The sequence below is a fragment of the Streptomyces sp. NPDC007901 genome, assembly GCF_042959465.1.
GTDB lineage: Bacteria > Actinomycetota > Actinomycetes > Streptomycetales > Streptomycetaceae > Streptomyces.
Genome location: NZ_JBIBKW010000006.1, coordinates 148,864 through 170,258, shown reverse-complemented (window position 1 = coordinate 170,258; position 21,395 = coordinate 148,864). Strand labels below are relative to the sequence as shown.

Sequence of the window (21,395 nt, the reverse complement as noted above, 5' to 3'; positions counted from 1 at the left end):
CGACGGAGGGTGGATCAGCAGTCAAACGCCGACTCACGATTACGGTCAAGTACGATTACGCTACGCTCAGTTAACAGCAGATTAAGTCCCGCCTCCTCCGAAAGAGGCGGGACTCAAGGGACACCTGAGGTCACCTCAGCGCCGGTGGCGCCGCCTCGGGTGACGTACCCCACTCTGACGGGCGCGAGCCGACCGTGAACGCCAGCGATCGCAGGGAGCGCAGCGAACCGGTCGTCAGATACGTCCGGCGGTAGTCGGTTCCGTCGGTCCGGGCGCGCTGGATGTAGCGGTCGGCGGCCGAGGTGCCCGGTGCCGTGACCGTGAAGCCGCCGCTCGGCCAGTAGCGGCGGTCGAGACGGACGTCGACCCGGTCGAAGACGGGGGTGGACAGGCCCCAGGTGCTGTAGCCCGGCTGGACGGGGAAGAGGCCGATGGACGACAGCACGTTCCACGCGGACATGGTGCCGAGGTCGTCGTTGCCGGTCATCCCGGTCGGCCCGTCGGTGAACAGGGTCAGCGCCGCGTGCACCACGTCGGTGGTCTTCCAGGGCTGGCCGGTGGAGAGGTAGGTGTACGGCGCGATGAGGTCGGGCTCGTTCATCGGGTTGTAGACGGCCGCGTTGTAGTAGGCGTACGCGTTGCCGTGCACCCACACCTCGCGGGCGGTCCTCGCGGGGTCGGCGAGCAGTTTGTCGTACGCGAAGAAGGAGTCGAGCCGCCGGTTGGTGGCCTGCTCGCCGCCGATCAGGGAGATCACGCCGGGCAGGTCCTGCGGGACCAGCCACTGGTACTGCCAGGCGGTGCCCTCGTGGAAGCCGATGCCGCGGGCCGGGTCGGGGTTGCCGGTGAAGGCGCCGGCGGCGTCGCGGGCGCGGAAGAAGCCGGTGGAGGGGTCGAAGATGGTGCGGTAGTTCTGCGCCCGGGTGGCATAGCGGGCCGCGTCCGCGCCGTGGCCGAGGTCCCGGGCCATCTGGGCGAGCATCGCGTCGGACAGGGCGTACTCCAGGGTGACGGAGGCGCCGTGGTCGTAGTCGGAGTCGCCGACCTTGGCGTGCGGGCGGCCCTTGAGGTAGGGCGCGAAGCCGTCGGCGAGGTACTGGGCGTTGGCCTCGCGGCCGATCCCGGGGTTGGCGGCGGGCGGAACGCCGTCGGCGTTCTTCTTCAGCGCCCGGTACGCCCGCTCCTCGTGCCCCTTGAGCAGGCCCATCTGGTAGGCGGTGGTCAGGAACGGGGTGACCGGGTCGCCGGTCATGATGTTCGTCTCGACCGTGCCGTACCCCCACCTGGGCAGCCAGCCGCCCTCCTCGTCGACCTTCAGCACCGACAGTGCCATGTCCCGGGCCTCGCGCGGTGCGAGCAGGGCGAGCAGTTGGGCCTGGGTGCGGTAGGTGTCCCAGAGGGACCAGTTCTGGTAGTAGGTGAACCCCTTGGCCCGGTGGATCCGGCGGTCCCAGCCGGTGTAGCGGCCGTCGGCGTCACCGCCGACGTTGGGGGCGAGGAAGGTGCGGTACAGGGACGAGTAGAAGGTGCGGCGCAGGGTCGGGCCGCCGCCCTGGACGCGCACGTCGGCGAGCCGTCGCTCCCAGGCGTCCCGGGCCTGCCGTCGTACCGTGTCGAACGAACGTCCGCCCTCGGCGCGCAGATTGACCTCGGCGCCGTGCGCGTCGACGTACGACAGGGCGGTGGTCGCCTCGACCGTACGGTCCCGGGTGGTGTCGAAACGGACGTAGGCGCCGTCGGCTCCGGTGCGGGAGCCGGGGGTGATCGCGGTGCCGTTCCAGGTGCCGTACGTGGTGAAGGGGCGGTTGAAGCGGGTGACCGTGTAGACGGTGTAGGGGCCGGTGTCCCGGCAGAAGCCGTGGCCGGTGATCCTGGTGCGGACGGTGTGGTCGTCGAGGATCTCGACCTCGCCGCTCACCGGCTTGTGCAGCGACTGGGCCGCGTTGAGCAGCACGTTGGCCTTGTCGGTGGCCGGGAAGGTGTAGCGCTGGACGCCGGTGCGGGCGGTCGCGGTGAGCTCGGCCCGGATGCCGGAGTCGAGGCCGACGCGGTAGTAGCCGGGGCTCGCCTGCTCGTCGGAGTGGCTGAACCCGGCGGCGTACTGGGCGTAGTCCGTCCGCGTCACGTCCCCGGTGGTGGGCAGGGCGGGCAGGTCGCCGCCGATGGCGCAGCCCACGCCCGAGAGATGGACCAGGGAGAATCCGCGGATCCGGTGCTGGGAGTAGTCGTAGCCGGTGCTGTGCCCGGTGTCCGGGGAGAGCTGCACCATGCCGAAGGGGACGGCCGCGCCGGGGAAGGTGTTGCCCTCGTCCTGGCTGCCGATGAAGGGGTTCACCAGGTCGGTGAGGCGGCCGTCGGCCGGTTCGGCGGCCACTGCGGCGGGGGTGCCGGACAGCACGGACGCTGTCAGCACCCCGGCTAGGCACAGCCGTGTGCGCCGGGTCCCTCTCATGTCGGATGACCTCCGAAGCTCGACATCGATGTCTGCATCGTGAGGGGGAAAGACCGAAAAGCCCGGCAAGGAGGGGTTTTCGAACACTGCGCGTCGCGCGCGACGGGCCCGGCGCGCGGTCGGCGCCGGGCCCGTCGCGAAAGCGGGGGGTCAGGTGACCAGCTGGCCCTTCCCGAGGGCGATGACCCCGCCCTTGGAGACGGTGTACAGCTCCGTGTCCCGTTCCGGGTTGACGCCTATCGTCGCGCCCGGCGGGACCTCCACGTTCTTGTCGAGGACCGCGCCGCGCACCACCGCACCGCGTCCGATGATGACGTTGTCGTGCAGGATCGACCCCTGCACCACCGCGCCCGGGTCGACCCGCACCCCCGGTGACAGCACGGACCGGCTGACCTGGCCCCGGATCAGGCAGCCCGCGCTGATGATGGACTCGCTCGCCATGCCGCCGGCGTTGAAACGGGCCGGGGAGAGCTGGTTGGAGTGCGTGTAGATCGGCCAGTTGCGGTTGAAGAGGTTGAAGGCCGGCCGCTCGGCGATCAGGTCCATATGGGCGTCGTAGTACGCGTCGAGCGTGCCGACGTCCCGCCAGTAGCCGCGGTCGCTCCTGGTCTCGCCGGGGACGTGGTTGGTGCCGAAGTCGTAGAGCTGGGCCTCGCCGCGGGCGGTGAGCTGGGGCAGGATCGAGCCGCCCATGTCGTGGACCGAGTCGTCGTCCTCGGCGTCCCGGTGGAGCGACTCGATCAGGGTCTTGGTGCTGAAGATGTAGTTGCCCATGGAGGCGAACACGGTGTCCGGGGCGTCCGGCAGGCCCGGCGGGTCCGCGGGCTTCTCCAGGAAGGTCTCTATGGTCTGCCCGTCCGAGCCGGGCTTGATCACACCGAACGCCGAGGACTCGGCGCGCGGCACGCGGATGCCCGCGACCGTGACCCCGGCGCCGCCCTCGATGTGCTGCTGGAGCATCTGCCGGGGGTCCATGCGGTAGACGTGGTCCGCGCCGAACACCGCGACGTACTCGGGCTGTTCGTCGTTGACGAGGTTCAGGGACTGCAGGAGCGCGTCGGCGCTGCCCAGGTACCAGCGCGGGCCGAGCCGCTGCTGCGCCGGGACCGGTGTGACGTAGTTGCCGAGCAGGCTGGACATCCGCCAGGTGGTGGTGATGTGCCGGTCCAGCGAGTGCGACTTGTACTGGGTCAGCACGCAGATGCGCAGCACGTCCGCGTTGACCAGGTTGGACAGAACGAAGTCCACCAGACGGTATGTCCCGCCGAAGGTGACAGCTGGTTTCGCGCGGTCGGCGGTCAGCGGCATCAGGCGCTTGCCTTCCCCGCCGGCCAGCACGATCCCGAGTACCGACGGTCCACCACGACGCATGGCCGCTCCCCTCACCCTGGTGCTCCATGCTTGCCCTGGGAGCACACCCGCTAAGCCTGCACCGGGATCGCGTCGAACAGGCGGCCTGCCAGTTACGCCTGCTTGAGGATCTCGCCGCCGAGGCGGTCCGTCGGTCACGGCCGCTCGAGGATCTCCTCGTAGAGCCGGACCGTGCGCCGGGCCACCGCGTCCCAGCCGAACTCCCCGACGGCGCGCTCGCGTCCGGCCTCGCCCATCCGCCCGGCCGTCTCCCGGTCGCCGACGATCGCGTCCAGCGCCCGCGCCAGGCCCGCCTCGAAGTCGTCGTCGAGATCGACCAGCAGGCCCGTCTTGCCGTCCTCGACGACCTCCGGGATGCCGCCGACCCGGGACGCCACGACCGGCGTGCCGCAGGCCATCGCCTCCAGGTTGACGATGCCGAGCGGTTCGTACACCGAGGGGCAGGCGAACACGGCCGCGTGGGTGAGCAGTTGGATGACGTCGGCGCGCGGCAGCATCTGGGGGATCCAGTGCACGCCCTCGCGGACCCGGCTCAGCTCCTCGAAGAGCTCGCGGAACTCCCGGTCGATCTCCGGCGTGTCCGGCGCCCCGGCGCACAGCACCACCTGCGCGGCCGGGTCGATGTCCCGTACGGCGCGCAGCAGATGCGGCACGCCCTTCTGCCGGGTGATACGGCCCACGAACAGCACGTACGGGCGGCCCGGGTCGATGCCGATGCGGGCGAGCACGTCGGTGGAACGGTCCGGCCGGTACAGGGCGGTGTCGATGCCGTTGTGCACGACGTGGACCCTGGCCGGGTCCAGGGCGGGGTAGCAGCCGAGGATGTCGGCGCGCATGGCCCCGGAGACGGCGATCACGGCGTCGGCGGCCTCGACGGCGCTGCGCTCGGCCCAGCTGGACAGGGCGTAGCCGCCGCCGAGTTGCTCGGCCTTCCAGGGGCGCAGCGGCTCCAGCGAGTGCGCGGTCACGACGTGCGGGACGCCGTACAGCATCTTCGCGACATGGCCGGCCAGGTTGGCGTACCAGGTGTGGGAGTGGACCAGGTCGCGGCCTTCGAGCCCTGCGGCCATGGCGAGGTCCACGGAGAAGGTGCGCAGCGCGTCGTTGGCGGTGTCCAGGGCGGACCAGGGGCGGTGCCGGACGACGCCGACCCCGCGGCCCTCGCCCCAGCAGTGCACCTCCAGGTCGACCAGGGGCCGCAACTCCCGGGCGAGGAACTCCACATGAACACCCGCACCGCCGTAGACGTCCGGGGGGTACTCCCGGGTCAGCAGTCCGACTCGCACCCGCAACCCCTCGCTCTCCACGGCCGGTTGGTCCATGGTCACCCAGATGCGGCGCGCGGGGAAGAGCGCGGTGGTTGTGTGAAACAACAGTCCCCGCAGACCCCGCCGCCCGGTACCCGGTAGTAGAGGCAGCAGCTGCGGCGCCGGAAGGCCGGGCCGGTGCGGGTGCCGGTGGCGCTCAGCCAGGAGTGCGCGAAGAGGGCGTCGGTGAGGGCGCGGGTCCGGGCGGCCACATCCGTACGGTTGTTCGCACGCGCCCAGCGGCCCAGTTCCCGTGCGGCCCCGGCCAGGGCGGAGCCCGCGTTGCCCCGGAGCAGGCCGTCGGCGACCCCGTAGCGGGCCCGCACGGCCTCCCCCAGGGGTTCGAGATGACCGTGTACGACGGCCTCGGCGAGCGTGGCCGGATCGGCACCGCCGGGCAGCGGGCGCACCTCGGTGAGCCAGAGGTCGTCGGGGGCGCCGGCCCCGGTGTCCCAGCGGAGCAGGCGGGGGTCGAGATCCGGGAGGCCGCCGTACCGGACGGCGCAGCCCAGGGCCACGGACCAGAGCCGCGCGGCCAGCGCCTGATGGGCGATGGAGGCCGCAACCCGGGGCTCGGTGGTCCGCAAACCCCTCGCGACAGCCTCGACACGGAAAGTTAGGACATCTCGATAAACATCCGACCTGGGTTTTTTATAAGCCTTTGCGAGAGTAGGCAGCTCGTCGATCCGCGCCGCCCCCGGATCTCCGGCCGCCGATCGGACCGTCCGCAGCACGAAGAAGCCGCCGAGCGGCCGGAGCGCGGCAAGATCGGGGTCGAGGTCCACGAACAGCAGTAGTACCAGGGTTCTTAGGATTCCGGCTGCCCGCTCCTCCACCCGGCGTCACCCACCCTGGGGATGATCAGGGCCCTGTCCTACTCCATCGGTAGTACGACTCATTGGGTGCTCAGGTACGACGACGGGAAGCATCGGGGACGGCAGAGTGTTGCTCATGGAAGCCGACCGATCACCGAGCGGGGCCTCACGGCCGCGCCTGACGCAGAGGAGCCGTACATGAGCGCCCTCGCGTTGTCCGTCTTGCTCTCCTTCGTCTCCGCCGTCGCCTACGCCGGCGGAGCGATCGTGCAGGAGCAGGTCGCGGTCTCCTCCCCCGACGAGCACTACGCGCCGCTGCGCCGCCCGAGCTGGTGGGGCGCGATGGCGCTCAACGGCCTCGGCGGCCTGCTGCACGTCGTGGCGTTGGCCTACGGCCCGCTGAGCCTGGTCCAGCCGCTGGGCGCGCTCACCATCGTGTTCGCACTCCCCATGGCGGCCCTCTTCGTCGGCCGCAGGGCCGGGGCGACCGCCTGGCGGGGCGCGATCATGGCCACCGTGGGTCTGGCGGGACTGCTCTCCCTGGTCGGCACCTCCGACTCGCACACCCTCGACTCCGCCGGGCGGATCGGGGTCTCCCTGGTCACCGGCGGGGCGGTGGTCGCGCTGCTGATCGCGGGCCGGGCCGCGCACCGGCACCCTGCGGTGCGCAGCGTGCTGCTCGCCACCGCGTCCGGCATAGCCTTCGGCATGTCCTCGGTGTTCACCAAGGTCGTGGCGATCGACTGGGACGGCGGGATCGCCGTCTCCGACCTGCTCTGGCTGGGCGTGATCGGCGTCTACGCCGTCGCGGGCGTGCTGATCTCCCAGGCCGCCTACCGCGGCGGCGGCCTCGCCGCCCCGCTCGCCACCCTGACGGTGGTCAACCCGGTGCTGGCGGCCGCCGTCGGCATCACGATGTTCGGCGAGGCCTTCCGCTACGGCACGACGGGCACCCTGCTGGCGCTCGGCTGCGGTGTGGTGGCCGCGGGTGGCCTGATCCTGCTGACGACCGAGCGTCTGGAGCACACCCCGCACCCGGCGGAGACGGTCCCGGAGCCCCTGCCCGAGGCGTCCCCCGAGCCGCTGGTCGAAGCACTGGTGGAACTGGCGGAGGCCGGCCTGGCGGAGGCGGGGCTCGCGGAAGCGGCCCCGGCGAAGTCAGATCCGGCGGAGCCGGAGCCGGTGGGCGGCGCGGTGCTCGCCGTCGGTGCCGCGGCGGACGGCGACGCGGCAGGCCCGGCACGGATCGAGATGCCGCAGCAGCGCACCTCGTCCCCGGCGGAGGTGCCCGACGTGCTGCTGCCCGCCGCCGACTACGTGCACGGCCCGCTGTTCGACCGGCACCGGACGCGGGTCACATACTGACGCCGCCGGCCCGGAGATAGGCGACCGGGTCGATGTCCGAGCCGAACCCGGGCCCCGTCCGCACCTCGAAGTGCAGATGCGGGCCCGTGGCGTTTCCGGTGGAACCCGAGCGGCCGATCCGCTGACCGGCGGACACGCTCTGGCCGGCCCGTACGGAGATCGCCGACAGATGGGCGTACTGCGAGTAGCGGCCGTCGGCGTGCCGGATCACCACCTGGTAGCCGTACGAGCCGCCCCAGCCCGCCGTGACGACCTGCCCGGCCTCGACGGCCTTCACGGAGGTTCCGGTGGGTACGAGGAAGTCGACGCCGGTGTGGTAGCCCTTCGACCAGTGCGAGCCGGACGCGTGGTAGGGCGTGCCGATCGGGGCGTCGACCGGGGCGACGACGGAGTGGCCGGTGCGCGGGGCGGCCTTCTTGGTCTCGGCGGCCGGCTTGGCCCTGGGCTCGGTTTTGGTCTTTGCCTTCGGCTTGGTCTTCGTCCCCGCCTTCGTCCTGGTGGCGGCCTCGCCGGTCAGGCTGAGCCGCTGGCCCGGCAGGATCAGGTCGGGGTCGGAGCCGACGGTCGCGCGGTTGGCGGCGTACAGCCGGTGCCAGCCCCCGTTGACGTCGTGTTCCTCGGCGATCCCGGAGAGCGTGTCACCGCGCACGACGGTGTACATCTCGGCCTTCCCGGCCCGGGACTGGGGTGTCGTCTGCGGCTGTACGTCCCGCACAGAGCTCTTGGCCGGACGGGTACGGGTGCTCTCGGTGTGCACGTCCGGCGCGTCGCCGCCGCGCGTGAGCCCGCCCCGCACCGAACAGACGGGCCAGGCACCCGGCCCCTGCCCGTCGAGGACCTTCTCAGCCACGGCTATCTGCTGGTCCTTGGTGGCGAGGTCGGCGCGCGGCGCGTATCTGGTGCCGCCGTACGCCTCCCAGGTGGACTGGGTGAACTGGAGCCCGCCGTAATAGCCGTTGCCGGTGTTGATGTGCCAGTCGCCGCTGGACTCGCAGGCGGCGACCTTGTCCCAGGTGGACACGGAGGCCGCGTCGGCACTCCCGGCGGCGGCCAGCGGGATCGCCAGACCGGCGCCGCCCGCCGTGACGGTGAGCGAGGCCCGGTTGATCCGGTTCGGCTGGTACCGGCGGTGCCGGCCGCGTTCGGCCATGTCTGGAGCCCCCCTCGCCACGCGCGTCAGGAAGGCCAAAAGTAAGCGCCCCGAACAGGCCATGACAAGACGGCAATCAGCCGCCTCTCGCCCCTGGCGAAACGGCCGTCACGCCGTGAAGCGACACGGCGGAACCCGGAACTGACGCCTCTTCAACACGAGGCGCTCTCCCGTGTTTCTCCCGCACCCCTCCCGTACCTCTCCGAAGCGTTCGGTGAGGCTACTGAGGCGTCGGCCGCTGCCGTCCGTATCTGCAAGTGCGGCCGGTCGAACGGCGAGTCAGGATGGCCTTTGGGCAATACTGGCGGGCACGAGCGACGGCAGCATCTCTTGCACGTGCTACGGGATCTACTTGATCTTTGAGGAGCAGGCGGTATGAGCACTTCGGCGCAGATCGGCGTCACGGGTCTGGCGGTCATGGGCCGCAACCTCGCCCGGAACTTCGCGCGCAACGGCTACACGGTGGCGTTGCACAACCGGACGGTGTCGAAGACACGCGAGCTGGTGGAGAACTTCGGGGACGAGGGCGACTTCATCGCGGCCGAGACCGCCAAGGAGTTCGTGGCGGCGCTGGAGCGGCCGCGCCGTCTCGTCATCATGGTCAAGGCCGGTGACCCGACGGACGCGGTGATCGAGGAGTTCGCCCCGCTCCTGGAACCCGGCGACATGATCATCGACGGTGGCAACGCCCACTTCGCGGACACCCGGCGCCGTGAGAAGGCGCTGCGCGAGCAGGGCATCCACTTCGTCGGCATGGGCGTGTCCGGTGGCGAGGAGGGCGCGCTGCACGGGCCGAGCATCATGCCGGGCGGCCCCAAGGAGTCGTACGACTCGCTCGGCCCGATGCTGGAGAAGATCTCGGCGAAGGCGGCGGCGGACGGCGCGCCCTGTGTGACGCACGTCGGCCCCGATGGTGCCGGGCACTTCGTGAAGATGGTGCACAACGGCATCGAGTACGCCGACATGCAGCTGATCGGCGAGGCGTACCAGCTGCTGCGTGATGTCGCCGGGTACTCCCCCGCGCAGATCGCGGACATCTTCCGCACCTGGAACACGGGCCGGCTCGACTCGTACCTGATCGAGATCACCGCAGAGGTGCTGGCGCACGTGGATGCCGCGACCGGCAAGCCGTTCGTGGACGTGGTCGTGGACCAGGCCGAGCAGAAGGGCACCGGCCGCTGGACCGTCCAGATCGCGCTCGACCTGGGCGTGCCGGTGTCGGGCATCGCCGAGGCCGTCTTCGCGCGGTCCCTGTCGGGCCACGCCGACCTGCGGGGCGCCTCGCGCGGGCTGGCCGGACCGAAGCCGACGGCGCTGTCCGAGTCCGAGGCGGCGGCGTTCGCCGACCGGGTGGAGCAGGCGCTGTACGCGTCGAAGATCGTGTCGTACACGCAGGGCTTCCACGAGATCCAGGCGGGCAGCGACGAGTACGACTGGAACATCGACCTCGGTGCGGTGTCCTCGATCTGGCGGGGCGGCTGCATCATCCGTGCGGCGTTCCTGGACCGGATCCGTGCGGCGTACGACGCCCGCGCCGACCTGCCGAGCCTGCTGTCCGACGAGACGTTCGCGCGGGAGATCGCGGGGGCGCAGGACGACTGGCGCGAGGTGATCATCGCGGCGACCCGGCAGGGCGTGGCGGTGCCCGGCTTCTCGGCAGCGCTCGCCTACTACGACGCGCTGCGGGCCGAGCGGTTGCCTGCGGCGCTCACGCAGGGGCAGCGGGACTTCTTCGGGGCGCACACGTACCGGAGGGTGGACCGGGACGGGGCGTACCACACGCTGTGGGGCGGGGACCGGAGCGAGGTCTCGGCGTAGTAGCGGGGGTTCCGCTCGTCGGGTGGGTGCGGGTGAGCTGTGGTTGTGCGCAGTTCCCCGCGCCCCTGGGGTGGTGCCGGGCTGGTGGCGGCCGTCGAGTGCGGGTGGGCCTCGCTTCGCCGCTCGGCGGGCTTGCTCAGGTGAGGGGCGGTCCCGGCTCGGGGGTGGGGACCGGTTCGGGGCCCGGGGGGATCGGGGAAGGTGAGGGTTCCGGTGGGGTGGGGCCCGGCTGTGGGGGTGGCGGGACCGGGGTTGGTTCGGGGGCTGGGGATGGTTCGGGGGTGGGTACCGGGGTGGGGTAGGGGTCCGGGGGGTGTGGGGTGGTCATGGTGTCCTCCGGCCAGTGGCTGGACTTCGCCTCTGGGGTCTATCTGCCACCTACCCGACCGATGGGCAGGGCACTCACGCCGTGCGGGCCGCCTTCGCCGCGGCGGCCAGGCCGGGGCGGGGGCTGGACAGGATCGGGACCGTTGTCGTGGTGAGGTTCGTGGCCGCGGTCATGGAGGCCTGGGCCAGGACGATCACGTCGGTGTCGGTGACGGTGTCCGCGGTGGTCGCCACCAGGCGGGCGCAGCCCTCGATGTCGCCGGCCTCGAAGCGGGTCCAGGCGTCGGGGACGACCTGGGCGCGGGCGCGGACCGGGCGGTTCGCGCGGCGGGCCTCGTCCTCGATCAGGGCAAGGGTGGGGGCCAGGGTGCTCTCGACCGTCGCGAGGACGGTGACGCGGGGGCCTGCGGCCACTGCGGCGGCCGCCATCGGGCGGTCACCGCGGACGACCGGTACGGCCACCTCGCCGACGGCCCGCTCGGCGACCTCGCCGATCGTCGAGCAGGTGCAGAGCACGGCCCGGACACCGGCGTTCGCCGCCGCCCGGCGGAGGGCCGCGGTGACGTCGCCGGCCACCGCCTCGGGGCCCTCCCGGCGGGCCCGGGCCAGGAGTTCCGGTGCCACGAGGTGCCGTAGCTCCAGACCCGGGTGGTCCTCGTCGCGCAGGGCGTCGAAGACGGGGATGTGGAGGGGCGAGGTGTGAAGGAGGGCGAGCACGCGCGGACCCTCAGAAGCGGCCGGGGTGGGCGACCAGCCACTCCTTCGCCGCGCGCAGCAGCTCGGGGTCCGGTGTCGGCGCCACGTCGGGGTGGCGCTCGGCCCACCTGACGACGTACGGGCAGAGCGGGGCCACCGGGGTGTCCTCGCGCTCCGAGATCGCGTACAGCTCGCGGGCGAGGGAGCCCGCGATGCCCTTCCCCTCGTGCTCCGGTTCCACAATGGTGTGGACGGGGACGAAGGCTCGGGAGGGCGACTCCAGGACGAAGTACTCGATGTGACCGACGACCTCGTCGCCGGCGACCGCCTCCAGACGGCCGGCCGCCCGGTCGTCGCGGATCTCGATGTCGCTCATGTCGCCCTCCTGGTCCTCGGTCAGGCCGACACGGCCTGCGGGCTGCGCTGCTGGTCCGAGCCCGGTACCGGCTCGGACGGGTCGGCGCCGAAGGCCACGATCCGGTTGTCGTGGTCGACGTGCACGACCCGCGGCCGAAGCGTACGCGCCTCGGCGTCGGTGACCTGAGCGTAGCTGATGATGATCACCAGGTCGCCGGGGTGGACGAGATGGGCGGCCGCCCCGTTGATCCCGACGACCCCCGAACCCCGCTCACCCTCGATGGCGTACGTCTCCAGCCGGGCGCCGTTGGTGATGTCGACGATGTGGACCAGCTCACCGGGAAGCAGGTCGGCGGCGTCGAGGAGGTCCGCGTCGATGGTCACCGATCCCACGTAGTGCAGGTCGGCCTGGGTGACGGTGGCGCGGTGGATCTTGGACTTGAACATGGTGCGCAGCATGAGTGCTCCAAGGTTTCGGCTCCCTGCCTGCGTTTATGCAGGTCAAGGGCTGTGTCCATACCTTACACCGCCGGCTCCCCAGCACACCGGACCGTCGTATTTACTTAAGACTGGTTGAGCAGTTCAGACTGATAAACCTACTGTTAGTAGATGTGAAGACAGGCATGGCCGCCGACGAAGGCGGCATCCGCGATCTGAGCGAGGTCACCCGGCTCGCGTCCGACCTCCGGCTGGCGGTGGGCCGTGTCACGAGGCGGCTGCGGCAGGCGCACGCGGTGGGGGACATGTCGCTGTCGGGGGTGTCCGTGCTCGCGCGGCTCGCCGCCGACGGGCCGGACTCCCCGACCGCCCTCGCCGAGATGGAACGGGTACGGCCGCAGGCCATGGCCAGCACCCTCGCCCAGCTCGAACAGCGCGGTCTGGTCCGCCGCAGCCCCGATGCCGCGGACGGGCGCCGGAGCATCGTGGCCGTCACCGAGGAGGGGCGGGCCGTGCTCGCCGAGCGGCGCTCGGAATCGGTGCGGCGGCTCGCGGCCGTCCTGGGCGAGTTCTCGGCCGCGGAGCGGGCCGCGCTCGCCTCGGCCCTGCCGCTGCTCGACCGGCTGGCGGCCCGGCTGTGAGCGCCCGCGACCGGCTCGGCACGCTGCGCTCGGCCCGCCGTACGGGCGCTGCGGCCGGGCCCGGCTACAAGTGGGTCGCGCTGTCGAACACCACCCTCGGCGTGCTGATCGCCACGATGGACGCGTCGATCGTGATCATCTCGCTGCCGGCGATCTTCCGCGGGATCGGCCTCGACCCGCTCGCGCCCGGCAACATCGGCTATCTGCTCTGGATGATCCTCGGATACCTGCTGGTCTCCGCGGTGCTGGTGGTCGTGCTCGGGCGGCTCGGCGACATGTTCGGGCGGGTGAAGATCTACAACCTGGGCTTCCTGATCTTCGCGTGCGCCTCGGTCGCGCTGTCGCTCGATCCGTTCCGGGCCGGGGCGGGTGCCCTGTGGCTGATCCTCTGGCGGATCGTGCAGGCCTTCGGCGGGTCCATGCTGACCGCCAACTCGGCCGCGATCCTCACCGACGCGTTCCCGGCCCGGCAGCGCGGCATGGCGCTGGGCATCAACCAGATCACGGCGCTGGCCGGACAGTTCCTCGGCCTGCTCGCGGGCGGTCTGCTCGCCGCCGTCGACTGGCGGGCGGTGTTCTGGGTGAGCGTCCCGGTCAGCATCACGGGGACCGTCTGGTCGTACCTGAGCCTGCGGGAGACCTCGACGGCGCGCCCCGGCCGGATCGACTGGCTGGGGAACATCACCTTCGCGGCGGGCGCCGGCATCCTGCTGGCCGGTATCACCTACGGCATCCAGCCCTACGGCGACAGCGCCACCGGCTGGGGCAACCCGTGGGTGCTGAGCGGTCTGATCGGGGGGGTCGCCCTGCTGCTGGCCTTCTGCGTCATCGAGAGGCGCGTCGCCGAGCCCATGTTCGACCTGGACCTGTTCAAGGTCCGGGCGTTCGCCGCGGGCAACCTGGCCGCCCTGCTGACCGCCATCGCGCGCGGCGGGCTGCAGTTCATGCTGATCATCTGGCTGCAGGGCATCTGGCTGCCGCTGCACGGCTACGACTTCGAGGACACCCCGCTGTGGGCCGGCATCTTCATGCTTCCCCTGACGCTGGGCTTCCTGATCGCGGGGCCGGTCTCCGGCTATCTCTCGGACCGGTTCGGCGCCCGGTTCTTCTCGACGGCGGGGCTGGTCGTCGTCATGGCGTCCTTCCTGGGGCTGCTGGCGCTGCCCGTCGACTTCGACTACGGGCTGTTCGCGGCGCTGCTGCTGCTCAACGGGCTCGGCCAGGGCATGTTCTCGGCGCCCAACACCTCCTCGATCATGGGGAGTGTGCCGGCCGAGTACCGGGGCGTCGCCTCGGGCATGCGCTCGACCTTCCAGAACTCCGGTACGGCACTGTCCATCGGCGTCTTCTTCTCGCTGATGGTCTCGGGGCTCGCGTCCTCACTGCCGGAGACCCTGAAGAGCGGCCTCATGGCGCACGGCGTGCCGGCCGGCACCGCCGCGCACGCCGCGGCGCTGCCCCCGGTGAGCACGCTGTTCGCGACGTTCCTCGGCAACAACCCGATCCAGCACCTGCTCGCCTCCGAGGGCGTCCTCGGCCATGTGCCAGCGGCCCAGCGTGCCGTGCTGACCGGGCACACCTTCTTCCCGCAACTGGTCTCCGGCCCCTTCCACCACGGCCTGGGCATCGTCTTCGGCGTGGCCGCGGGCATGGCCCTGGTCTCCGCCGTGGCCTCCGCGCTGCGCGGCGGCCACCGGGCCGGCCAGGACCAGGAGGAACCGAAGGACCGGCAGCGGGCCCGCGCTGACCGGCCTCGGCACAACACACCGTCGTGAAAACCGGTGTGCCCCGGCGGAGGTCCGCCGGGGCACACCCGCTCCGGTCACGGGTAGGAGGTCAGGTTCGCCACGTTGGTCGACGAGTTCGACGGTCCTCCGGTGTTGTTGACGACGTGGCTGATGGTGCCGGTGCCGCCGAGGGAGACCGTCACCATGTCGGTGAAGCGCACGTTGGCGTTGTTCGGTGCCTCGATGGCGTGCGCCGCGACCACGCTCGGGTTGACGTTGAAGTAGCAGTAGCTGCCGAGGCCGTACGCCTGGTGACTGGTGACCGAGTCGGCGACCTTGTAGGCCGCGTAGCCCTGCGTCGAGCCGTTCATCCAGGACGACTGGTTGGGCGGGTCGTACGGCATCTCGTTCTGGTAGAAGTACGTACGGCCGCCGTTGCCGTTCCAGATGGTCTGGTACTTCTGGAAGTGCTCGACGAACAGGCCGTACATGGTCACGTTGTTGCCGTTGACGACCAGTCCGGTGTCGGCGGTGTTCGTGGTCCAGCCGACTCCGGTGCCGTGGTCGGCGCGCCAGATCCACATGTGGTCCCCGATGACGTTGCCGCTGTTGACGACCAGGCTCGTGGTGGCCTTGCCGACGCCCGCGCCGCCGACGCGGAAGTACACGTCGTGCAGCGAGGTCGGGTCGGCCGCGTGCGAGGCCGAGGAACCGCTGGGGCCGACCTCCATCAGGGTGCTGGAGTTGGTGGTGCCGGCGTCGAAGAGCAGCCCGGCGACCTGGACGCCGTCCACATCGGCGACCTTCATGGCGGTGACGCCGTTGTCCGGGACGAAGGTGGCGAGACCCAGGCCCAGCACGACGGTGTCGGCGCGGTTGATCTGCAGGGTCTGGTCGAGGTGGTAGACACCCGGGGTGACCAGGAGGTTCTTGCCCGCCGTCAGGGCCGCGTTGATCTGCGAGGCGGTCGCGCCCGGCTTCACGACGTAGAAGGTGTCCAGGGAGAGCGAGGTGCCCGCCGTGGTTCCGGAACTCCAGCTCGTGCCGCTGGAGTTGGTGCGGGTGCCCGGCACGAACACCTGGTAGGCGCCGGCGCCGTCGACGTACAGGAACGGCTTCTCGCGGGTCACCGGGCTCTGCGCCACCGTGGTGTACGGCGGGCTGGGGAAGCTGGTGGCGGGGACCCCGGTGCTGCCGGTGAAGACCATGTTCCAGTTGGAGCCGGTCCAGCTGCCGAGCTGGGAGTTGCGGGTCAGCCACTGCTGCTGGCTGCCGGAGTTGACCTGCCCGTTGATCTGGCTGTCGGCGATCAGGCCGCCGCTGGACCAGCCGCCGTCGTCCAGGGCGAGGTTGCCGCGCAGATGCATCCGGCGGTAGGCCGCCGCCTGCGAGACCGCCCAACGGTCGCTGCCGGAGGTCGGGTTGACGGACAGGTTCTCGGCGCCGCGCCAGAAGTTCTGGGTGGCGTTGCCCTGGAACCAGTCGGCCTCCGCGTGCACCGCGCCGTTGATCGAGACCGCGTCGGGCGACAGACCGAGGCCGAGCACCTGGGTGTAGAAGCCGACGTTGACGTCCGCGCTGTAGGCGCCCGGCTTGAACATCACCGCGTAGCGCTGCGAGCCGAACTGGTTGGTCTGCTGCTGCTGGAATATCGAGTCCAGCTTGCTCTGGATCGTCGAGGCGGACATCGACGGGTCGAAGACGACCACGTTGGAGCCGAGGTCCGGGTTGCCCGACTGGGTCACCGGGACGACCTGGAAGCGCTGCGCGGCGGTGCCGTTGCAGGTGTACTGCACGAACTGCACGCTGTCCGCGGTCGAGGCGCCGGGGTCGTCCAGGCACTTGCCGCTGTTGCGGTTGACGAAGTGGTAGGCGCCGCCGCCGTCGTCGACGGGCAGCCACTGCTGGTTGTTGCCGCCGCCGTAGGTCCACAGCTGGACGGTCGCGCTGTCGGCGGTGGAGACGCCGGTGACGTCCAGGACCTCGTTGGCGTTGTTGCCGTTGTTGATCCGGACGTAGCCGTCGCTGGTGGAGGTGAGACTCCACTGCTGGGCGGTGGTGTTGTTGCAGGTGTACTGCTGGACGACGGTGCCGTCGGCGGTGGCGGCCGCCTTGGCGTCCACGCACTTGCCGCTCGCCGCGTTGAGCAGCGTGACATTGCCGGTGGGCAGCGTGGCGGCGGACGCGGGCGAGGAGGCGCCCGCCGCGGTCAGCAGGGAGGCGGCGACAACGGCCACCGCAGCGGCGGCCGTTGATCTGCGCCGCCGGGGAAGGCGAAGCACGGGTTCTCCTAAGGACGAGAAGTACGAGAAGTACGAGGGGTGCGAGAAGGGTTGGGGGGGGTCAGCCCGTGTACCCGGCGAAGACGCGCGTGTAGTCCCAGTTCGACTGGCTCACGCCCGAGCAGCTGTCGGCGGAGCCGCCGGTGCAGGGCCGGTCGCGGTTGGCGGACCAGAAGGTGAGCCGGGCCAGGTGGTGCTGCTGGGCGTAGGCGAGGATGGTCCGGAAGTCGGCCACCGTGACGGTCTCGTTGTTGTCGGTGATGCCGTTCATGGACGAGATGCCCATGTCCCGGTAGGCGGTGTCGTCGCTGTAGCCGTACGCGGACTTCAGCGCGTTCTTCAGCCCCTCGGCCGCCTGGGTGGTGAGGTTGCCCATGTTCTGCCCGGCGCCGCCGAAGTCGAACGGCATGATGGCCCAGGCGTCGACGGTCAGCCCGGAGGACGCGGCCCGGTTGATCAGGCTGGTGTCGGGGCCGCTCTGGCCGGTGCCGATGGTGATGTACACCTTCAGACCCGGGTTGTTGGCCTTCACGGTCTTCAGCGCGTCCACGGTCCGCTGCTGGACGGTCCCGTTGCTGTAGGCGTCGGCCTCCAGGTCGATGTCGATCGCCTTGAGGCCGCCGTAGGCGTTGATGACCTTCTGGTAGGCCGCCGCCAGCTCGCTCGCGCTGGAGCAGGAGCTCTCCAGCTTGTTGCCGCTGTAGCCGCCGAACGACGGGATGACGTCACCGCCGTTGGCACGCACGGTGTTGATGGTGCTCTGGTCGACCCCGCCGGTCAGCGCCCGGCTGCCGTCCCACTGCGGGTTGCAGTAGCCGTTGCTGAGGACGAAGGCGAGCGTGTAGTACTTCACGCCGGTCGCGTTGGTGATCGTGGTCGGGCTCGGCGGGTCGCCCCAGCCGTTGTAGAGGTACGGCGCCACGGCCATCGGCGCGGACGGGGTGGTGCCGCCGCCGGCCGCCGGGGCGGTCCACTTCTGGTTGGAGCCGCCGGTACAGGTCCATATCTGGGCGCGGGTGCCGTTGGCCGAGGAGTTGCCGGTGGCGTCCAGGCACTTGTTGGCCTGCGGGTTGACGATGTCGTGGGCGGAGGTGACCGTCCACTGCTGGTTGGCGCCGCCGCTGCAGGTCCACAGCTGGGCCTTGGCGCCGTCCGCGGTCGAATTACCGGTGACGTCGAGGCACTTGCCGAGGGCGCGGATGGTGCCGTCGCTGCCGACGGTCCACTGCTGGGCCGAGGTGCCGTTGCAGTCGTAGAGCTGGACGGCCGTGCCGTCGGCGGAGTTGGCGCCGGCGACGTCGAGGCACTTGCCGGCGAGGCCGGTGATGGTTCCGGTTGCGGCCTGCGCGGGAGACGCGGTGAGCAGGCCCGCGGAGAGCGTCAGGGCGGCTACGGCGACAGCCGTGGGCAGAGGTCTGGCCATTGCGGGGGGTGGCCTTTCACGCGGGGGGATGGCGGCACCCGGGAGCGCGTTCACCTTGTGAAGGTCGAACGCGCTCACGGGGCCTTCGTGACCCGTGAACCTAAAGGTATGGACCACTTCCGTCAAGTAGTGAAGTAAGGATTGAGGGAAGGGACTTGTGCGCACCGGGCCGTCGCCCGGCGTTGGCGCGCCCGTCATACGACTACGGCCGCGCCACGCTGACCGGCTGGTCCGCCCTGCCCGCCGCCACCTTCGCGCCCGGCAGCGAGCCCTCCGGCTCCGCCATCGGCACCGGCCCGTTCAACGGCGTCACCGCGCCCTTCGCCCACCAGCCCGTCCAGGGCTTCAGCGGCGTCGTCGACCGCCACGACGGCACCTACGACGTGCTGTCGGACAACGGCTACGGCAACAAGGCAAACAGCGCCCTCTCAGCGACCCCGACCACCATGTGCCGTTCGCCCTCACCCGGGCCGACCGGGAGCTCACCGGCGCCGACTTCGACGTCGAGTCGATCACGCGCCGGGCCGACGGAACGTACTGGATGGGCGACGAGTTCGGCCCGTTCCTCCTGCACCCCTCCACGTCGGGCCGGCTCCTTGAGGCCCCGATCCCGCTCGACGGCCGCTACCTGTACCCGCTGCTGGAGGGCTCGGTGGCCGGTGACACCCCCGGCGACCTGCGCTTCAGCCAGTTCGACCTGCGCAAGCGCGCCTACACGGGCCGGCGCTTCGTCTACCGCACGGAGTCGCCCTCGAACTCGATCGGCGACGCCACCGCCGTCGACAAGCACCGCTTCCTGGTCATCGAGCGCGACGGCGGCCAGGGCGACACCGCCAAGTTCAAGCGGATCTACCTGGTCGACACCCCGGACCGCGACGGTGACGGACTGGTCGACAAGACGCTGGTCGCCGACCTGCTGGACCTCACCGGCCCGAAGAACCTCGGCGGCTTCGGCGACATCTTCCGCTTCCCGTTCCAGACGATCGAGGACGTCACCCTCCTCGACGACCGGACGATCGCGGTGCTCAACGACAACAACTTCCCGTTCTCCCCGGGCCGCACGCCCGGCGCCCCGGACGACGACGAGTTCATCACCGTCCGTCTCGCGTCACGCCTGCACGCGGACGAGCGCGCCTTCCGCTGACCGCCCGGGCGTTCACCTCTCGCACGCAGCCGGGCCCCGCAGCCGGGCCACGGAGCCGCGCCGCGAAGCAACGCCCGGTGGCCGCCGTCAGGAAGCCGCCGGCACGGCGTCCGGTGCCTCGCCGTTGCGCTCGGCGTCCCGCTCGCCGTCCCGCTCGGCGAACTGTGTGCGGTACAGCTCCGCGTAGCGGCCGGCCGCCGCGAGGAGTTCGTCGTGGGTGCCGCGCTCCACGATCCGGCCCGCCTCCACCACCAGGATCTGGTCGGCGGCCCGGACGGTGGACAGCCGGTGGGCGATGACCACGGCCGTGCGCCCCTCCAGCGCCTCGGCGAGGGCCTCCTGGACGGCCGCCTCGGAGGTGTTGTCGAGATGGGCGGTGGCCTCGTCGAGGATGACCACGCGCTGGCGGGCCAGCAGCAGCCGGGCGATGGTCATGCGCTGGCGCTCGCCGCCGGAGAGCCGGTAGCCGCGCTCGCCGACCACCGTGTCCAGGCCGTCGGGCAGCGACCGTACGACCTCGTCGAGCCGGGCGCGGCCCAGGGCGGCCCACAACTCCTCGTCCGTGGCGGTCGGCCGGGCGAGGAGCAGGTTGGCGCGGACGGTGTCGTGGAAGAGGTGGCCGTCCTGGGTGACCATGCCCAGGGTGGCGCGCAGCGAGCCGGCGGTCAGGTCGCGGACGTCGACGCCGCCGATGCGGACGGCGCCCTCGTCGACGTCGTACAGGCGCGGCAGCAGTTGCGCGATGGTGGACTTGCCGGCGCCGGAGGAGCCGACGAGGGCGACGGTGTGGCCGGGTTCGGCGCGGAAGGAGATGCCGTGCAGGACCTCGGCGCCGCCGCGCGAGTCGAGGACCGCGACCTCCTCCAGCGAGGCCAGGGAGACCTGGTCGGCGGCGGGGTAGGCGAAGCGGACGTCCTCGAACTCGACGGCCGCGGGTCCCTCGGGGACCTCGCGGGCGTCCGGTTTCTCCTCGATCAGGGGCTTCAGGTCGAGCACTTCGAAGACCCGCTCGAAGCTGACCAGCGCGCTCATCACCTCGACGCGGGCCCCGGCGAGGGCGGTGAGCGGGGCGTACAGCCGGGTCAGCAGCAGGGCGAGGGAGACGACGGAGCCCGCCTCCAGCGTGCCGCGCAGGGTGAACCAGCCGCCGAGGCCGTAGACCAGGGCGAGGGCCAGCGAGGAGACCAGGGTCAGCGAGGTCATGAACACCGACTGGGAGGTGGCGGTGCGCACGCCGATGTCCCGGACCCGGGAGGCGCGGGCGGCGAACTCGGCCGACTCCTCCTCGGGGCGGCCGAAGAGCTTGATCAGGGTGGCGCCGGGGGCGGAGAACCGCTCGGTCATCCGGGTGCCCATGTCGGCGTTGAGGGCGGCGGCCTCGCGCTGCATCCGGGCCATCCGGCCGCCCATCCGGCGGGCGGGCACCACGAACACCGGCAGCAGCACCAGCGCGAGCAGGGTGATCTGCCAGGACAGGGTGAGCATCACGGCGAGGGTGAGCACCAGCGTGACCAGGTTGCTGACCACGCCGGACAGGGTGCCCGCGAAGGCGCGCTGGGCGCCGATGACGTCGTTGTTGAGACGACTGACCAGCGCACCCGTACGAGTACGTGTGAAGAACGCGACGGGCATGCGCTGCACATGATCGAACACAGCCGTACGCAGGTCGAGGATGAGTCCCTCCCCGAGCGTCGCCGAGAGCCGCCGCCCGAGCACCCCGAGCGCCGCCTCCGCGAGCGCGACGAGCGCGATCAGCAGCGACAGCCGTACGACCGTACCGGTGTCGTGCCCCGACACGATCGCGTCGACGACATGGCCGGCGAGGACGGGGGTGGCGACGGCGAGCAGGGCGGTGACCACCCCGAGCAGGACGAAACGGACTATGCCCGCCCGGTGCGGGCGGGCGAAGACGGCGATACGGCGCAGCGTGGCCCGGTCGAACGGGCGCCGCTCCTGCTGGGCGGTCATCACACTGTGCAGCTGCATCCAGGCGGTGGTCTCCATACTCATGGGAGAGAACGTAGGACCTCAAGCATCGTTGAGGTCAAGTTCCACTCGCCGTCCCCTCGTACGAAGGACCCG

17 protein-coding genes are annotated in these 21,395 nt (G+C 71.2%); 5 read left to right on the top strand and 12 right to left on the bottom strand.

Annotation, left to right across the window (positions count from 1 at the left end; genetic code table 11):
• Positions 1-130: 130 nt before the first annotated feature.
• The 4 genes from ACFZDK_RS21165 to ACFZDK_RS21150 form a co-directional block, all read right to left on the bottom strand.
• Positions 131-2,452 carry a GH92 family glycosyl hydrolase gene (locus tag ACFZDK_RS21165; RefSeq protein WP_390974498.1) on the bottom strand — a complete coding sequence of 774 codons (2,322 nt, stop codon included), beginning with the start codon at positions 2,450-2,452 and terminating at the stop codon, positions 131-133.
• 150 nt (positions 2,453-2,602) lie between these two features.
• On the bottom strand, positions 2,603-3,823 hold the full coding sequence (gene glgC, locus ACFZDK_RS21160) for a glucose-1-phosphate adenylyltransferase (protein WP_390974496.1): 1,221 nt from the start codon (positions 3,821-3,823) through the stop codon (positions 2,603-2,605).
• Positions 3,824-3,957: 134 nt separating this feature from the next.
• Positions 3,958-5,109, bottom strand: a complete 1,152-nt coding sequence (gene glgA / locus ACFZDK_RS21155; protein WP_390975029.1) for a glycogen synthase — start codon at positions 5,107-5,109, stop codon at positions 3,958-3,960.
• Between the two features lie 38 nt (positions 5,110-5,147).
• Positions 5,148-5,933, bottom strand: coding sequence for a (2Fe-2S)-binding protein (locus tag ACFZDK_RS21150; protein WP_390975026.1), 786 nt, complete (start codon positions 5,931-5,933; stop codon positions 5,148-5,150).
• A gap of 210 nt (positions 5,934-6,143) precedes the next feature.
• Between ACFZDK_RS21150 and ACFZDK_RS21145 the strand changes: the two genes are divergently transcribed.
• Positions 6,144-7,310: a DMT family transporter gene (locus ACFZDK_RS21145; RefSeq protein ID WP_390974495.1), complete on the top strand. Its 1,167-nt coding sequence runs from the start codon at positions 6,144-6,146 to the stop codon at positions 7,308-7,310.
• On the opposite strand, the gene ACFZDK_RS21140 is transcribed toward ACFZDK_RS21145, so the two are convergent.
• Positions 7,300-8,460: a transglycosylase family protein gene (locus tag ACFZDK_RS21140; protein WP_390974493.1), complete on the bottom strand. Its 1,161-nt coding sequence runs from the start codon at positions 8,458-8,460 to the stop codon at positions 7,300-7,302. The genes ACFZDK_RS21145 and ACFZDK_RS21140 overlap by 11 nt on opposite strands.
• 375 nt (positions 8,461-8,835) lie before the next feature.
• On the opposite strand from ACFZDK_RS21140, the gene gndA reads away from it, so the two are divergent.
• Complete coding sequence (gene gndA, locus ACFZDK_RS21135; protein WP_390974492.1) at positions 8,836-10,278, top strand: NADP-dependent phosphogluconate dehydrogenase; 1,443 nt, start codon at positions 8,836-8,838, stop codon at positions 10,276-10,278.
• Positions 10,279-10,680: 402 nt separating this feature from the next.
• Here the strand turns inward: gndA and ACFZDK_RS21130 are convergent, their stop codons facing one another.
• From ACFZDK_RS21130 to panD, 3 genes are read right to left on the bottom strand one after another with little or no spacing between them, the layout of a single operon-like run.
• A complete protein-coding gene (locus ACFZDK_RS21130) occupies positions 10,681-11,322 on the bottom strand; it encodes an aspartate/glutamate racemase family protein (RefSeq protein WP_390974490.1) in 642 nt (213 codons plus the stop codon).
• A 10-nt stretch (positions 11,323-11,332) separates the two neighbouring features.
• Positions 11,333-11,677 (bottom strand): N-acetyltransferase, encoded by a 345-nt coding sequence (locus ACFZDK_RS21125; RefSeq protein ID WP_390974489.1) that lies wholly within the window; start codon positions 11,675-11,677, stop codon positions 11,333-11,335.
• A 20-nt stretch (positions 11,678-11,697) separates the two neighbouring features.
• Positions 11,698-12,117, bottom strand: a complete 420-nt coding sequence (panD, locus tag ACFZDK_RS21120; protein ID WP_390974487.1) for an aspartate 1-decarboxylase — start codon at positions 12,115-12,117, stop codon at positions 11,698-11,700.
• Positions 12,118-12,281: 164 nt separating this feature from the next.
• Between panD and ACFZDK_RS21115 the strand changes: the two genes are divergently transcribed.
• Both ACFZDK_RS21115 and ACFZDK_RS21110 read left to right on the top strand, forming a co-directional pair.
• The gene (locus ACFZDK_RS21115) at positions 12,282-12,737 is read left to right on the top strand and encodes a MarR family transcriptional regulator (protein ID WP_390974485.1); all 456 of its coding nucleotides are present in this window, start codon (positions 12,282-12,284) and stop codon (positions 12,735-12,737) included.
• Between the two features lie 116 nt (positions 12,738-12,853).
• Positions 12,854-14,512, top strand: coding sequence for an MFS transporter (locus tag ACFZDK_RS21110; RefSeq protein WP_390975024.1), 1,659 nt, complete (start codon positions 12,854-12,856; stop codon positions 14,510-14,512).
• Between the two features lie 47 nt (positions 14,513-14,559).
• Here ACFZDK_RS21110 and ACFZDK_RS21105 read toward each other — a convergent pair whose 3' ends face one another.
• From ACFZDK_RS21105 to ACFZDK_RS21095, 3 genes are all read right to left on the bottom strand, one after another.
• Positions 14,560-16,746 (bottom strand): RICIN domain-containing protein, encoded by a 2,187-nt coding sequence (locus ACFZDK_RS21105; RefSeq protein WP_390974483.1) that lies wholly within the window; start codon positions 16,744-16,746, stop codon positions 14,560-14,562.
• 61 nt (positions 16,747-16,807) lie between these two features.
• Positions 16,808-18,169, bottom strand: coding sequence for a ricin-type beta-trefoil lectin domain protein (locus ACFZDK_RS21100; protein WP_390974481.1), 1,362 nt, complete (start codon positions 18,167-18,169; stop codon positions 16,808-16,810).
• Between the two features lie 202 nt (positions 18,170-18,371).
• A complete protein-coding gene (locus ACFZDK_RS21095; RefSeq protein ID WP_390974479.1) occupies positions 18,372-18,545 on the bottom strand; it encodes a hypothetical protein in 174 nt (57 codons plus the stop codon).
• A gap of 72 nt (positions 18,546-18,617) precedes the next feature.
• Here ACFZDK_RS21095 and ACFZDK_RS21090 point away from each other — a divergent pair, with 72 nt between their 5' ends.
• Complete coding sequence (locus tag ACFZDK_RS21090) at positions 18,618-19,313, top strand: esterase-like activity of phytase family protein (protein ID WP_390974477.1); 696 nt, start codon at positions 18,618-18,620, stop codon at positions 19,311-19,313.
• An 87-nt stretch (positions 19,314-19,400) separates the two neighbouring features.
• Here ACFZDK_RS21090 and ACFZDK_RS21085 read toward each other — a convergent pair whose 3' ends face one another.
• The gene (locus ACFZDK_RS21085) at positions 19,401-21,317 is read right to left on the bottom strand and encodes an ABC transporter transmembrane domain-containing protein (protein ID WP_390975022.1); all 1,917 of its coding nucleotides are present in this window, start codon (positions 21,315-21,317) and stop codon (positions 19,401-19,403) included.
• Positions 21,318-21,395: the final 78 nt, after the last annotated feature.